Annotated in this window: 6 protein-coding genes; 4 read left to right on the plus strand and 2 right to left on the minus strand. The window is 45.4% G+C overall.

The genetic code is table 11. The features are described 5' to 3' along the window. The first annotated feature begins 67 nt into the window (after positions 1 to 67). From ABD772_RS15285 to ABD772_RS15300, 4 genes are all read left to right on the plus strand, one after another. Positions 68 to 877, plus strand: coding sequence for a sulfotransferase family protein (locus tag ABD772_RS15285; RefSeq protein ID WP_345106316.1), 810 nt, complete (start codon positions 68 to 70; stop codon positions 875 to 877). 28 nt (positions 878 to 905) lie between these two features. Further along, positions 906 to 9707: an MBG domain-containing protein gene (locus ABD772_RS15290; RefSeq protein WP_345106319.1), complete on the plus strand. Its 8802-nt coding sequence runs from the start codon at positions 906 to 908 to the stop codon at positions 9705 to 9707. A 2-nt stretch (positions 9708 to 9709) separates the two neighbouring features. Next, positions 9710 to 10654: a PorP/SprF family type IX secretion system membrane protein gene (locus tag ABD772_RS15295; protein ID WP_345106321.1), complete on the plus strand. Its 945-nt coding sequence runs from the start codon at positions 9710 to 9712 to the stop codon at positions 10652 to 10654. A gap of 276 nt (positions 10655 to 10930) precedes the next feature. Next, positions 10931 to 13483 carry a DUF5686 and carboxypeptidase-like regulatory domain-containing protein gene (locus ABD772_RS15300; RefSeq protein WP_345106324.1) on the plus strand — a complete coding sequence of 851 codons (2553 nt, stop codon included), beginning with the start codon at positions 10931 to 10933 and terminating at the stop codon, positions 13481 to 13483. A gap of 60 nt (positions 13484 to 13543) precedes the next feature. Here the strand turns inward: ABD772_RS15300 and ABD772_RS15305 are convergent, their stop codons facing one another. Together ABD772_RS15305 and ABD772_RS15310 are read right to left on the minus strand one after the other, a co-directional pair. Next, a complete protein-coding gene (locus ABD772_RS15305; protein WP_345106327.1) occupies positions 13544 to 14797 on the minus strand; it encodes a sensor histidine kinase in 1254 nt (417 codons plus the stop codon). Continuing rightward, positions 14794 to 15471, minus strand: coding sequence for a response regulator transcription factor (locus ABD772_RS15310; protein WP_345106364.1), 678 nt, complete (start codon positions 15469 to 15471; stop codon positions 14794 to 14796). The genes ABD772_RS15305 and ABD772_RS15310 overlap by 4 nt, the downstream gene beginning before the upstream one ends. Positions 15472 to 15965: the final 494 nt, after the last annotated feature.

Consider the following 15965-nt stretch of genomic DNA (forward strand, 5'->3'; position numbering starts at 1 on the left):
CGCAGGGATATCCGGCGCATTGTTTTTTATTGATACAAGTAATATCTAATATAATTAACTGATACCATTGCAACAAATACATTTTATATCCGGATTGCCGCGTTCAGGGTCTACCTTATTGTCTGGAATACTGATTCAGAACCCACTGATCCATGCAGACATGACCAGTCCGGTAGCTTCTTTAATTAACGGATGCCTGGAACAAATTGGTGCAGGCAATGAATTTTACAGCTTTTTTGATGAAAAAAAGCGCAGGGCTATATGCTCATCCTTATTTAATGCCTATTACCAGGATAATCAGAAAGAAATTATTTTCGATACCAATAGGGTATGGACAGCGCGTCTGCACCAGTTAGTTGAATTGTTTGGTGATTTTAAGATAGTCTGTCTGGTACGCGACCCCGCCTGGATTATGGATAGCTTCGAGAAGATCTACCGTAAAAACCCTTTCGATTATAGCCGGATGTTTTCTGCCGGAAACCGTACCACGGTTTATTCACGTTGTGAGGCTTTGTTAGATGGCGTAGTCGGAATTCCGCTTACCGCATTAAAAGAAGCCTTTTACAGCGAATATTCAGAAAGATTGTTGTTAGTGGATTACGAACTGCTCACCCGCTTTCCTGAAAGTACATTAAAACTGATCTATGAATTTACCGGTATGGAGCCCTATAAGCATGATTTTAATAATATCAGCTATTCGCATGACGAATTTGATTATACCCTTGGTGTAAAAGGTTTGCATACGGTAGCCCGTAAGGTAGAATTTAAACAACGCAGATCGATCCTTCCGCCCGATTTATTCCAGAAATACCGGGAACTGGCTTTCTGGAAAGATACAGCCGGAAGTGCGGCGCATTTAATAGCTCCAAAAGAATAAAAATAGTAATAAACCCTAACCTGTTGTTATGAACGTCAACGACTTATTTACAAAGAAAAGAAACTGGACCTCTGCCCTTGTGCAGGTGGCAGTAATGGCGGGCTCTTTTTCTGCCAGTGCGGCTACTAATGCCTACTACGCCCGCAGGCGTGGAAGCTATAGTGGCGGCAAGAACCAGAGCTACCTGGTAGACAGCGGCCTGGGTAATATTTCAGGCAATCTGCTTTGGCATAAGCAAAATAAAATTTCTTTTAAGCCAATCTCAGCTGTTCGTGACGTAACCATTAACAAGGCAGGTAGGCAGGAATTGCTGATTGTAGATCGTAATATAAGAGACTACCGTAATATCAGTAAGCTGGCCAGACCGGGAGTAGAGGTGGTAGAGATACCGCAGCAGGTAAATGGCGTCGACTTTATTTTAAAGACGCTTGCCAATTATCAAAATTTAAATATAGTACACCTGTTTGCACATGCTAATGCCGGGAAATTATTGTTTGGAAACACGCTGGTAGACAGTAAAGTGTTGGAAAGTCACCCTGAATTTACGCACGCGATTGATTATGCTATTAAGCCGGGGGGGCAAATTTTGCTACATGGCCATGACCTGGCTAAGGGTTCGGCGGGAGAGCCCCTGCAATTATTTAGAAATAAAGCTTATGCAGCCAATCTACTGGCTTCATCTGACTATACGGTTACTACTAATTTGGATACTGGTGCTGATGCCACCTTTGGCGCCGATGAGGCGACCGATCTGGCCGATGGTAGTGGCCTGTCGCTTCGCGAAGCGCTGCATTGGGCGCAGGACGGTGACCAAATCAATTTTAATGCGAGCATGACGATTTCACTCGCCTCTGGCGAACTGGTGATTTCCAAGGGCGTCATCATTGACGGCGACCTGAATAACGATGGCGTTCCGGACGTTACCGTCGACGCAGGCTATAATAGCCGTGTTATAAACGTAACCTCGGGTAACGTAACCTTGGATGGCCTTACCATTCAACATGGCTTGTTGTCGGGAGCAGGTGCAAACAAGGGTCTGCCGGGAGGTTCTTCGTTCGGTGCCGGCATAAGCAACGCAGGCACACTGACACTCATGAATGTTACGGTTGCCAACAACTACGCAACTAGCGGTGGTGGTTCACTTGCCGTCAGCAGTTATGCCGGTGGTGGTGGCGGCGGCGGCGGTGGCGTGGGCAGCATCGGTGGAGCAACCGGTGGAACGACCGGCTCAGGTCCTCATACTTATTCAGGCCAGGCAGGCGGCAGTGGCAGCGGCGGAAACGGCGGGTCGTATAATGGCAGTACCTTCGTTGGTCATGGCGGCACAAGTGCAGGCGGCGGTGCGGGCGGCAGTGGCGGCGGTTATGCGAATGGTGGTGCGGGCGGTACCGCAACCATAGGCAGCACCAAGATCGGCGGCGGTGGTGGCGGATCGGGCTGGCAATATGCCGGCACAGCTGGCGGCAATGCCGCTGGCGCCATTTATAACTCCGGCACGATTTTCGTCCTCGGCTCTTCGGCTATCACCAATAATGGCGCTGCGGCAGGTGGCGGCGGCGGCGGTAACAACGGCGGTGCCGGCGGTATTGCGGCAGGTGGCATCTGGAATACCAATGGCAGCAGCGTCTACATGACCTCGGCGGCGTATTCCGCTATGACCGGCAACGCGGCAGCAGGTGGCTATGGTGGTACCGCCAGAAGTGGCGGTGGCGGAACAAACGGCGCAACAGGCGCTGCAAACGCCAAGATATATAACGACAGCGGCACAGTCGATACCAACTTTATTATCTCCACTATTACCAGCGCCACTTACGACGCTAATACAGGCATATTGAATGTGACCGGCACCAACATGACAACCGGCGACACGATCGCCCCAACCAAGCTAACGGTGACCGGGCAGAGTGGACAGAGTTATACGCTCACATCGGCCAATGTGGCCGCTAGTAGCGGCACTTCGTTCAGCATCACACTAAACGCAGCCGACAAGCTGGCCATCAACGGATTACTCAACAAAAACGGCACTACTGCGGTTGATACAACGACTTTCAGCCTCGCCGCGTCCGCCGGCTGGGATGTCACTGCCGCTGCTCATGCCGTCGCCGACATAAGTGGCAACGGCATCACGGTTAGCAATGTTTCTTCTCCTACCATTACCTCAGCAACCTATGACGCGAGTACCCATGTACTGACAGTAGCAGGCACCGGGTTGGTCAAGACCGTTGGTGCGAATAACGACATCACTGTATCGAAACTGACACTCACTGGGGAAGGCGGAACTACTTATTATACACTGACCACCTCGAACGTCGATATCACCAGCGCTACGTCGTTTTCAGTGACGCTGAATACTACCGATCGGGGACAGGTTGAGCAGATGTTAAACAAAAATGGCACCGCTTCTACGTCTGGAACTACTTACAACCTGGCGGCGGCAGACGACTGGGACAGTGTTATCAACAATACCGATATCTCTGTCTCTACAAGCGGTATCACAACCAGTAATGTCGCTGTACCAGCTATCACCTCGGCAACTTACGATGCTTCCACAGGTTCGTTAACTGTTACCGGAACAGGTTTCTTAACGTTAAGCGGTGCGACCAATGATATTGTCGCCAACAAATTTACTTTTACAGGCGAGGGCGGAGCGACTTATACACTGACGGATTCAGGTAATTCTGAGATCACCAGCGGAACCTCCTTTACGCTAAACTTGAGCGCGACCGATAAAGCGGCAATTAACCAGATGCTGAATAAGAACGGCACTTCTTCCACCAGTGGTACCACTTATAATCTGGCAGCTGGTGAAGACTGGGCAGCAGGAGCAAATGCAGCGGTAGTAACCGCAGATGTAACGGGTAATGGTATTACGGTAAGCAATGTCGCTGTACCAGCGATTTCCTCGGCAACTTACGATGCTTCCACCGGTTCGTTAACTGTTACCGGAACAGGTTTCTTAACGTTAAGCGGTGCGATCAATGATATTGTCGCCAACAAATTTACTTTTACAGGCGAGGGCGGAGCGACTTATACACTGACGGATTCAGGTAATTCTGAGATCACCAGCGGAACCTCCTTTACACTAAACTTGAGCGCGACCGATAAAGCGGGAGTTGCCCAGCTAATGAATAAGAATGGTACTTCATCTACCAGTGGTACCACCTATAATCTGGCAGCGGCCGAAGACTGGGCAGCAGGAGCAAATGCAGCGGTAGTAACCGCAGATGTAACGGGTAATGGTATTACAACCAGTAATGTTGCTGTACCAGCGATTACCTCAGCTACTTACGATGCTTCCACAGGTTCGTTAACTGTTACCGGAACAGGCTTCCTGTCGTTAAATGGTGCGACTAATGATATTGTCGCCAATAAATTTACTTTGACAGGGGAGGGCGGAGCGACTTATACACTGACGGATTCGGGTAATTCTGAGATCACCAGCGGAACCTCCTTTACGCTAAACTTGAGCGCTACCGATAAAGCGGGAGTTGCCCAGCTAATGAATAAGAATGGTACTTCATCTACCAGTGGTACCACCTATAATCTGGCAGCGGCCGAAGACTGGGCAGCAGGGGCAAATGCGGCCGTGACCGTAGTGGACGCGACAGGAAATGGCATTACGGTAAGCAATGTTGCTGTACCAGCGATTACCTCAGCTACTTACGATGCTTCTACAGGTTCGTTAACTGTTACCGGTACCGGCTTCCTGTCGTTAAGCGGTGCGACCAATGATATTGTCGCCAATAAATTTACTTTGACAGGGGAGGGCGGAGCGACTTATACACTGACGGATTCGGGTAATTCTGAGATCACCAGCGGAACCTCCTTTACACTAAACTTGAGCGCGACCGATAAAGCGGGAGTTGCCCAGCTAATGAATAAGAATGGTACTTCATCTACCAGTGGTACCACCTATAATCTGGCAGCGGCCGAAGACTGGGCAGCAGGAGCAAATGCAGCGGTAGTAACCGCAGATGTAACGGGTAATGGTATTACAACCAGTAATGTTGCTGTACCAGCGATTACCTCAGCTACTTACGATGCTTCCACAGGTTCGTTAACTGTTACCGGAACAGGCTTCCTGTCGTTAAATGGTGCGACTAATGATATTGTCGCCAATAAATTTACTTTTACAGGCGAGGGCGGAGCGACTTATACACTGACGGATTCGGGTAATTCTGAGATCACCAGCGGAACCTCCTTTACACTAAACTTGAGCGCGACCGATAAAGCGGCAATTAACCAGATGCTGAATAAGAACGGCACTTCTTCCACCAGCGGTACCACTTATAATCTGGCAGCTGGTGAAGACTGGGCAGCAGGAGCAAATGCAGCGGTAGTAACCGCAGATGTAACGGGTAATGGTATTACGGTAAGCAATGTCGCTGTACCAGCGATTTCCTCGGCAACTTACGATGCTTCCACCGGTTCGTTAACTGTTACCGGAACAGGTTTCTTAACGTTAAGCGGTGCGATCAATGATATTGTCGCCAACAAATTTACTTTTACAGGCGAGGGCGGAGCGACTTATACACTGACGGATTCAGGTAATTCTGAGATCACCAGCGGAACCTCCTTTACACTAAACTTGAGCGCGACCGATAAAGCAGGCTTGATTGCAACGCTGAATAAAAACGGCACATCGTCTAAAGGCGGTACCACTTATAACCTGGCAGCGGCCGAAGATTGGGCAGCAGGAGCAGATGCGGCGGTAGTGGTAGCGGATGTTACCGGCAACGGCATTACGGTAAGCAATGCCGATGAAACCCCACCGACACTGGCCATCACCAGTGACAAATCAGCCTTAAAAGCCGGCGAAACTGCCACCATTACTTTTACCTTCAGTGAAGATCCGGGAGCCACATTTACCTGGGACGGGACTTCGGGCGATGTAACGGTAAGCGGCGGAACATTGGCAGCGATTAGCGGCACCGGCTTAACCCGTACGGCAACCTTCACCCCAACAGCTGATACCAATGGTGGGACGGCAAGTATAACCGTATCGGCCGGAGCCTATACAGATGCTACGGGCAATGACGGCGGAGCAGGTACCACACCTTCTCTGAGTTTCGATACAAAGGTACCGACACTAGCCATCACCAGTAATAAATCAGCCTTAAAAGCCGGCGAAACTGCCACCATTACCTTTACCTTCAGTGAGGATCCGGGAGCCACATTTACCTGGGATGGTTCTTTGGGCGATGTAACGGTAAGTGGCGGAACATTATCAGCCACTAGCGGTACCGGTTTAACACGCACTGCGGTGTTTACACCGAGCACAAATACAAACAGCGGAACAGCAAGCATCACTGTATCTGCCGGAGCCTATACAGATGCCGCAGGCAATGACGGGGAAGCAGGTACCACACCTTCACTGAATTTCGATACGAAGGTACCGACACTGGCTATCACCAGTAACAAATCAGCCTTAAAAGCCGGCGAAACTGCCACCATTACCTTTACCTTCAGTGAGGATCCGGGTGCAACGTTTACCTGGGACGGTTCTTCGGGCGATGTAACGGTAAGCGGCGGAACATTGGCAGCGATTAGCGGCACAGGCTTAACCCGTACGGCTGTGTTTACACCGAGCACAAATACAAACAGCGGAACAGCAAGCATCACTGTATCTGCCGGAGCCTATACAGATGCCGCAGGCAATGACGGCGGAGCAGGTACCACACCTTCACTGAATTTCGATACGAAGGTACCGACACTAGCCATCACCAGTAATAAATCAGCCTTAAAAGCCGGCGAAACCGCCACCATTACCTTTACCTTCAACGAGGATCCGGGTGCAACGTTTACCTGGGACGGTTCTTTGGGCGATGTAACGGTAAGCGGCGGAATATTATCAGCCATTAGCGGTACCGGTTTAACACGCACTGCGGTGTTTACACCGAGCACAAATATGAATGGCGGAACTGCAAGTATTACTGTATCGGCAGGCACCTATACAGATGCCGCGGGCAATGACGGAGAAGCAGGCACTACGCCTTCATTGAGTTTCGATACCCAGGCACCTACGCTTACAACTGCGGTTATAGCGTCCAATAATGCTAGTACTTCAAAAGCCAAAGTGGGCGATGTGGTAACCATTTCATTTACTTCTAGCGAGGCGGTCGCTAGCCCAACGGTTACCATTGGCGGCCAGTCTGCAGCGGTAAGCAATACCTCAGGCAATGACTGGACGGCGACGTATACCTTAACCAGCACCGTCACCGAAGGCACGCTACCGTTCAGTGTCTCTTTTACCGATATAGCCGGTAATGATGGAACGAATGTTACCGCTACGACCAACAGCAGTTTGGTAGTTTTTGATAAAACTGCTCCGTCTACACCAACAGATCTGGCTGCAACACATACCGATCAGCAAATTGTACTGAATTGGAGCACGAATAATGAAGCCGATTTGCAGGGCTATAAAATATATCAGGGTACCTCAGTTAATCCTACTACCCTGTTAACAACCATCAGTGCCGGAACTACCACATATACAAATACCGGATTGATGAATGGCAGTACTTACTATTACCGTATTTCGGCTGTTGACAATACGGGAAATGAAAGCACCTTAAGCGCGAATGTCAGCGATGCTGCTAAAGGCGTACAAACCATCACTTTTAATGCACTCGCAGATGCTACATATGGCGATTTGCCTATTACGCTTAGTGCAAGTGCGTCCTCGGCGTTAACGGTTGCTTACACAAGTTCTAACACTGCTGTAGCGACAGTAAGTGGTAATACGGTGACTATTATAGGCGTTGGTACGACAAATATTACAGCATCGCAAGCAGGCAACGGAACTTACGAAGCTGCGACCAATGTTTCCCGAACATTAACGGTTAACGCTAAAGCTATCGCCGTCACTGTTGATCCCAAAGCCAAAACCTATGGTGATAATGATCCAGAATTCACCTATCAGATTACATCAGGTGCCCTGGTGGGTACAGATGCCTTCACAGGCGCGCCGACCCGTGACGCAGGCGAAGATGTGGGTAGTTATGCGATTAAACAGGGCACGCTGGCGTTAAATAATAATTACACGCTCACATATACCGGTGCTAACCTTAGCATTGGGCGCAAAGCCATAACCGTTACAGCCAACGCACTAAACAAGACTTATGGTGATGCTGATCCGGCGCTAAGTTATCAGATCACGGCAGGCGCATTGATAGGTACAGATGTATTTACTGGTTCACTGACCCGTGATGCAGGTGAAGATGTTGGCAATTATGCCATCAAGCAAAATACACTGACATTAAACAACAATTACACGCTCACTTATGCCGGCGCCAACCTAAGCATTGCGCATAAAGCGATAACTGTCACCGCAGGTGCCAAAAGCAAAACCTACGGCGATGCTGATCCGCAACTGACTTATCAGATCACTTCAGGTACGTTGGCAGGTACAGACGCATTTACCGGTTCACTCACACGTGATGCAGGAGAGAATGTGGGTAGCTATGCCATTAAACAAGGTACACTGGCGTTGAATAATAATTACACACTGACTTATACCGGGGCTCAGCTGGCAATTGGTAAAAAAGCGATTGCTGTAACTGCTGCCGCAAAATCAAAAGCGTATGGCGCAACTGACCCAGCGTTAACTTATACATACACACCAAATCTGATCAGCGGCGATAGCTTCAGCGGTTCGTTAACCCGTAATGTAGGTGAAGATGTAGGTAATTATGCTATTAATCTGGGTACGCTGGCGCTAAACAGTAACTACTCGCTGACCTATACCGGCGCCAACCTTTCTATATCTAATGCTACACTTACGGTTACAGTGCAGAATCAAAACAAAATATATGGCGATGTTAATCCAACTTTGACAGTAAGTTACAGCGGCTTCGTAAACGGCGATACGGAGGCAAATTTAACCAGCCAGGCAACAGTTACTACAACGGCGACTACAGCTTCAGCCGTGGGCACTTACGCAATTACAGCCGGTAGTGCAGTTATGCCCGGTTATAACATTACCTATATCCCGGGTGTGCTCACTGTTAACAAAGCCGTATTGAATGTAACTGCCGAAGATAAGAGTCGCGATTATGGGCAGGACAATCCACCGCTTACAGTAACGTACAGTGGTTTTGTAAATGGTGATACCGAAGCTGGGTTGAGTACGCAGGCCACAGCTATTACCAATGCTACAACAAACTCTGCGCCAGGTAAATATGCGATCATAGCAAGAGGGGCGGAATCATCTAACTATACCTTAACATATAGTAGTGGTACACTGACGATAATGCCACTAACGAATGCAGTTATGACTGATCTGAAGATCAGTTCAGGCAATTTATCACCTGCTTTCAGCAGTTCTGTAACCCAATATGCGGTCTCTGTTTCGCATCTTACAGACCGGATAACGTTTACACCGACAACCGATCCGACGGATGTTATCACTATAAATGGCAACGTAACAGATAACGGTAATAACTCTGCCCCGGTAATGTTAAGTACAGGCAATAATAACATCACTATCGTAGTCACTGCGCAAGATGGTACCACTAAACAAACCTATACTGTAACGGTATATCGTGCTTTACCACCAGCTGAGATTGTACCAACTAACATATTATCACCAAATGGTGATGGCAAGAATGATACCTGGGTAGTAAAAGATATTAAATTGTATCCAAATAATAAGGTAACTATATATGACCGCGCGGGTCGCGAAGTATATTCGAAACGCGGTTATGATAATGGCTGGGATGGTACCTTAAACGGTGCACCATTAGCGCAGGGTACATATTACTATATTATTGATTTGGGATCAGGTTCTGCATCAATAAAAGGTTTTATTACCATTTTGAAAGCACAATAAGCATGATAAAGAAAGACTATCAAGGCATGAACATACGTTATATATCATCAATTCTCCGTACATCACTAATTGTACTTATTATCGCCCTTTGCAGCTACGATGCAAAGGCACAGTTAAATCCTTTTCAGCAGATTTACTTCCAGAACCCATATCAATATAACCCTGCCATGGCTGGGTTGAATCAGGGATTAAACCTGAATATCGGTTTTCGTCAGCAATGGAGTAACCTTCCCGGCTCGCCTAAGACGACACTGTTTACTGCTGACTTTCAACCTGCAAATAGGGTAGGCGTTGGCCTGAATGTGAACGACGATCAGATTGGGATTATCAGACAAACCCGTATAATGGGTAGTTATGCATACCATTTGCCGTTAAACGATAGAAATGATAAGTTAAGTTTTGGTTTATCATTGGGTGTAAATGACGCTCGTGTGGATTATAACAAAGTTAATGGGGACCTGACTGATGCGCAAATTGCGCAGTATAATCAGCTAAAAGCTTATGTGGATGGTGACTTTGGCGCGGCTTATACAGGTGAACGGTTAACAGTCAGTGGCGGCTTGCCTAATTTGAAAACAATATTTTTTAAGGAATCAGATCAACGTTTTGATGCCGATCGTTTGCTTTTTATTACCCTTGTTAGTTATAAATTCGATATTACTACAGCGGTGAACAGTATGACGTTGAGCCCATTGGTCGCCTACCGTAAAGTAAAAGGTTATAAAGACATAGTCGATGCTGGTTTCAACTTTGCTATGAATAATAATGGGATATTCCTGCAAGGCGTTTATCATACCAGCGAGAGTGTGGGCGTAGGTATCGGTCTTGATCAGCGCGCCTACGCACTTTTTTTTAACTATGATTTTGAAACAGGTAGCTTAAGCAACTATACCACCGGTTCTTTTGAGTTAGGACTAAAATTACATTTATTTAACAACTCAAAATGATCAATGAAAGGCTGCTCAGTCTTTTAGTTACAAAGGACTAAAAAAGAAAAGGGTTGCTCTCAGGCAACCTTTTTCTTTTCAACCCTGTTTTGAAAAAAGTCTGCCACCATGGCATTAGTCGGCTATAGTTCATTAATAAATAGCAACATAACATTCCGTTGATTATTATAAACTTAAATAATAATAGATGGTTAATAAATAAATATGTTATTTATTATTTATCATCTAGCCATTACTATTAATTTTTGTAAATATAAACATCGGTTGATTTCGCTGATGAATATAACCTGGCTATGCCTGTTATTATTTTCACAGTTAGCGGCCGCGCAAACTTTGCCGGAGGGCGTCGTCAGAACAACAGTTACCGGTAAAGTTACCGACCAGATTTCCGGTCAACCTTTACAATATATCAATGTCGGTTTTCCAGGTAGCAGCCATGGCACCACTACTGATAAATCGGGGCAATTTTCCTTAAGCGCTGCCGGGGCATTCAAACAAGTTTCTTTTAGTTTTGTAGGTTATAAACCGGTATCGAAAGCTATCCTCCCCGGTCAGGTTAATAAAGTTTCAGTTAAACTAATAACCAGCAAAACACAGCTAAGTGAGGTGAATATTGTTTCAGGAAAGCATGTGAAATATAGCAATAAGGGCAATCCAGCGGTCGAGTTGATCCAGCAGGTAATCGATCATAAAGCGCAAAACCGGATGGAAAGCGCTGATTATGTTCAATACAATGAATATGAACGTATTGGTTTGTCATTGTTTAATCTTTCGAAGAAATTGATCAACAGTAAATTTTTTAGGAAATACCAATTCATGCTGGATACGACCACTATAATTAACAATCAAAAACAAACTTCTCTCCCCGGGTACTTGAGCGAAAAGCTATCCAGGTATTTCTATCGAAAAACCCCCGAAAAGACTATACAAATACTCCAGGCCGAAAAGAGTATCAATATCATAAAATTTGTCGATACCGCAGGTATAGATATCTACCTGAACCGGCTTTATGGAAATCACATTGATATTTATGATAACAATATCTTCATTATCGTCAATCAGTTTTTAAGTCCTATTGCTGACCATGCGCCCAACTATTATAAATTTTTTATAACAGATACATTGCAAACAGACCATGGCAAGCTGATAGCGCTTAGCTTTACACCACGTAATAAAGGCGATCTTTTATTTGAAGGCAGGCTATTGGTAACGCTGGACGGACGTTATGCAGTACAGTCTTGCGAACTGAATGTAAATAAACAGATCAATATTAATTTTATGCGCAGCCTGAAGGTTACATTGGATTTTCAGCCACATGCTGATGGTCGTTATTACCTAACTAAAAGTAACGTAGCCGCCGACTTTAGTTTAATAAGAGATAAAGGGATGAGTGTATTCGGTGAGCGAACGGTGATCTACTCCAATTATGTGCTGAACACACCACAACCTGAAAGCTTTTATCGGGGCAAAAGCATTCAAACCGCTGTTAATTTCAGTAAAGCCGATACCGGCTATTGGACCAGACATCGTACAGATACCCTAACCGCCCGAGAGGCGGGTACTTATGCACGCATTAACCGGCTTCAGAATATGCGCTCGTTTAAGACGGCTACCTGGATAGCGGCTACCATCACTGGCGATTTTGCGGACCTCGGACCTATACAGGCGGGTCCGGTGGGTTCTCTTTTTTCGCATAATACCCAGGAAGGCGCCCGTTTTCAACTGGGCGGAAGAACGACACCTAAATTCAACCAAACTATTTACCTTGACGGTTCTTTAGGTTATGGCACGAGAGATAAACAATTTATGTATGAACTTAATACTTACTTCTCTTTAAACAAAACACCTTATTACCGCTATCCTAATCATTATTTTAAGGTTGGCTACCTTTATGATGTGGACATTCCGGGGCAAAGCTTTGCAGCCAACAGTTCACAAGCTGCACTCAACTCATTTCAAAGTGGTTCAACCAATTACTGGCTTTATGACCGTATCTATTCATTGGCTTATGTAAAGGAATTCGATAATCATTTCTCTTATAACCTGGGCTTTCGGAACTGGAATCAACGGCCCGCCGGCACCTTGCTTTTTCAAAGAAATGATCTGGCCAATAGCTTGGTGCCTGCCCTAACCACCAATGAACTCACATTGGCCCTACGGTATGTTGCACATGAGCAGATCATTCAGGGCACCCGCGACCGGCATACTATTCATAGTAAATACCCGATATACAATTTGCAAATTACCCAGGCACTAAACGGCAGACTTAGGGGCGACTACCAATATACCCGGTTTGATGCCAGTATTTACAAGCGATTTTATATGTCACAATTGGGGTACGGAGATGTTACCTTAACAGGCAGCCTGATTGCTGGTAGGGTACCCTTCCCTTTATTGAATATCAGCCCGGCTAATCAATCTGTCGCTTACAAAGCGGATGCCTATAATAAAATGTATTATCTTGAATTTGTTAGCGATCATTATATGGGCTTAAATTTCACCCAAAGTTTTAATGGATTCTTTCTGAATAAGGTTCCATTGATCAATCATCTGAAATGGCGGGAATATCTATCCTTTAAGTTTTTGTATGGGGGACTGCGCGATGAAAACAATCCCGCAAAAACATCCGGTTTGTATCGTTTTCCAGCTGCATCAAATGGAGCCTATGGTACCTATGCCTTAGGCCATACACCTTATACAGAAGTTGGTGCCGGTATTGGTAATATCTTTAAATTCCTTAGGATCGACCTAATCAAAAGATTGAATTACCTCGATCATCCGGGTATATCTTCTTATAGCGTTAAATTAAGCTTTAGCCCGGATTTTTGATCCTTCATTGATAATCACTTTCGGACAAGGCTTGATTAATACTTATTTCAACAGGCCTTTTTATATACCGGATATATCGAAGCAATGCATATTGTTTCGAAAGGCATACCGAAAGGAAAAACCGTAACTATCACAGATTTCTTTAATCAGTGTTAGGCCCAGGCCGCTGCCTTCAGATTCCGGCGATTTATAAAATCGTTGTAGTATTTGCTTTTCATTGAGCGGTACAGGAGCACCGGTATTGCAGAAACTAAAACCTTGCTGATCCAGTTGAATAACTATTTTACCTTGTTTGCAATTATGTTGAATGGCATTCCCCATCAGGTTATTTAGGATAATCATCAATAGATCGCGGTTGATTTTAATACGGCAAGGCTTTAAACCTTCCGAAATGACAATCCCGCGGTCAGCAAGTAGTTCCTGAAACTCATTGACCATGTCTTGTATAAATTGGCATAGGTCAATTTCTTCGCGTTCTGCAATCAGCTTATTTTCAATCCTGGATAACATGAGCATTGACCGATTTAACTTCTTTAGCTTTCCTACAGTATGATAAACCTCGCTGATAAGCAGTCCTTGCTTATCGTTCATTTCACCAACCTGCATTAGTGTGTCTAACTTGGAGTTAATTACAGCCAATGGCGTCATAAGTTCGTGTGCAGCGTTTTCAACAAATGCTTTCAGAGATCTATAATCCTGAAGTACCCGTTGAGACATAGCTGTTACCTCCAGGTTAAGATCGCGAAATTCATCAATATGACTATTTACCGGGTCTATGCCATTTCGGTCGGCCAGGTTGAAAAGCTTGATGGCTTTAAGAATCCGATAAAACGGCTGCCAAAGCCTTCTCATAACCAATCTGTTAATCAGTAGCAGGACAGTCAGCAAAACGAAAACGATTCCCAGCGTTATGAAAAAAATCATCCGTATCAGATCTTCAGTCTCAACCTTCGACTCGGTAATTTCTATGCGGTAAAGCTGCTGTCCCACCATTACTGAACTGGTCAGCGTTCGGCCAGATTCTTCATCGCGTTCATGAGCATCAAAAAAACGGCAATCTGAAAATCGTCGTGTAACCCCGTGGCCTCCAATTGGCGTAAAATGAATGATCAGGTCGTCTGACTTAAACACTTGAGGCAGGGCATGGTTCAGCTTTACATACTCAAAGATTTCATTTTCCTCCACCTCAAGGTCTTTGTCAACTTGCCCTGTTAAAATATAGCTGATCGAAAAATAATAGATAACGCCGGTTACGACGATAACCAGGATGGTAGTGAGTAAGCTTAGGCTGTTATAGCGATCAAGTAATTTCAATGGTCACGAAATTTATAACCCATGCCATAGGTGGATTGAATATAATCTCCGCTGCCGGCTTCTATTAGTTTTTTGCGAAGGTTTTTAATATGCGAGTATATAAAATCAAAGTTATCAGAAATATCTATCTCATCACCCCACAAATGTTCAGCAATAGCGTTTTTAGAAATGACCTTACCTTTATTGGCCACAAAGTACAGAAGTAGTGCATATTCCTTTTTAGTCAGTTTGATCGAGACTCCAAAGACGTTTACCTGCTTAGCCAGCAGATCAATAGTAATTTCACGAAAAATGATCTCCCTGTTACCATTAAAAGACTTTCTGCGCACAATTGCCATTACCCGCGCTTTTAATTCCGACAAATGAAAGGGTTTAGTAAGGTAATCGTCTGCCCCGAGATCCAGTCCCCGTAGACGGTCATCCAACGAGTTCTTCGCCGAAATAATTAAAACACCGTCAGGATGATGGTTCGCTTTTAGGGCTTCCAAAATATCCAGGCCACTGCCATTCGGCAGGGTAATGTCAAGCAAGATACAATCGTAACGGTACACATTTATTTTTTGCAAAGCGGTTTCGTACTCGCTAGCCGTTTCGCAGATGTTTCCGCTTTCTGCAAAATAGTCCCGAATACTATCACGCAAACCAGGTTCGTCTTCTATAACAAGAATTTTCACAATAGTTTCAAAGCTCATCATTAATTCTGTATAAATTTTGTGCAAATGCTGTTGCTTAACATGATGAATTCTACATAGATAGTTCTAAAAAACACAGATTTAGCTTTGTCAGTCGCTGATGCGAACTCAAAAATACATTACCATTTTAATTATTTTGTTCGCTTCTTTTGTAACAAAAGCACAACAAATTAATTTCCGTCTTTATAACAAATTAATGGCTAACCCTCTGGTGGCGACGGTTTCTGGCATCGTATATTAAATGCTGATTATGTTTTTACGCTGGGCAGTAACGCTGAAAGATATTATTTATCGCGCATCCGGAGTTGTTTGGCGGCAAAGATCACAAAGGGATTATCCCTGCCCTCAGGTGATGCCTCGACGGCTTGCGACACCGCTACCTCACTGAGCCTCAGTTTCAGAATGGTAGATCATAATGCCATCATTCTTACGTAACACCAAAATGGCTATTCCACGCTTTACTTGCGGCATTATCT

Origin of the sequence: Mucilaginibacter panaciglaebae, from assembly GCF_039539265.1 — a bacterium.
GTDB classification, from domain to species: domain Bacteria; phylum Bacteroidota; class Bacteroidia; order Sphingobacteriales; family Sphingobacteriaceae; genus Mucilaginibacter; species Mucilaginibacter panaciglaebae.

What these genes read in the sequence shown, in the direction of transcription:
- ABD772_RS15290 (WP_345106319.1), top strand. Translation starts at nt 906, where the DNA reads ATGAACGTCAACGACTTATTTACAAAGAAAAGAAACTGGACCTCTGCC.
- ABD772_RS15295 (WP_345106321.1), top strand. Translation starts at nt 9,710, where the DNA reads ATGATAAAGAAAGACTATCAAGGCATGAACATACGTTATATATCATCA.
- ABD772_RS15300 (WP_345106324.1), top strand. Translation starts at nt 10,931, where the DNA reads ATGAATATAACCTGGCTATGCCTGTTATTATTTTCACAGTTAGCGGCC.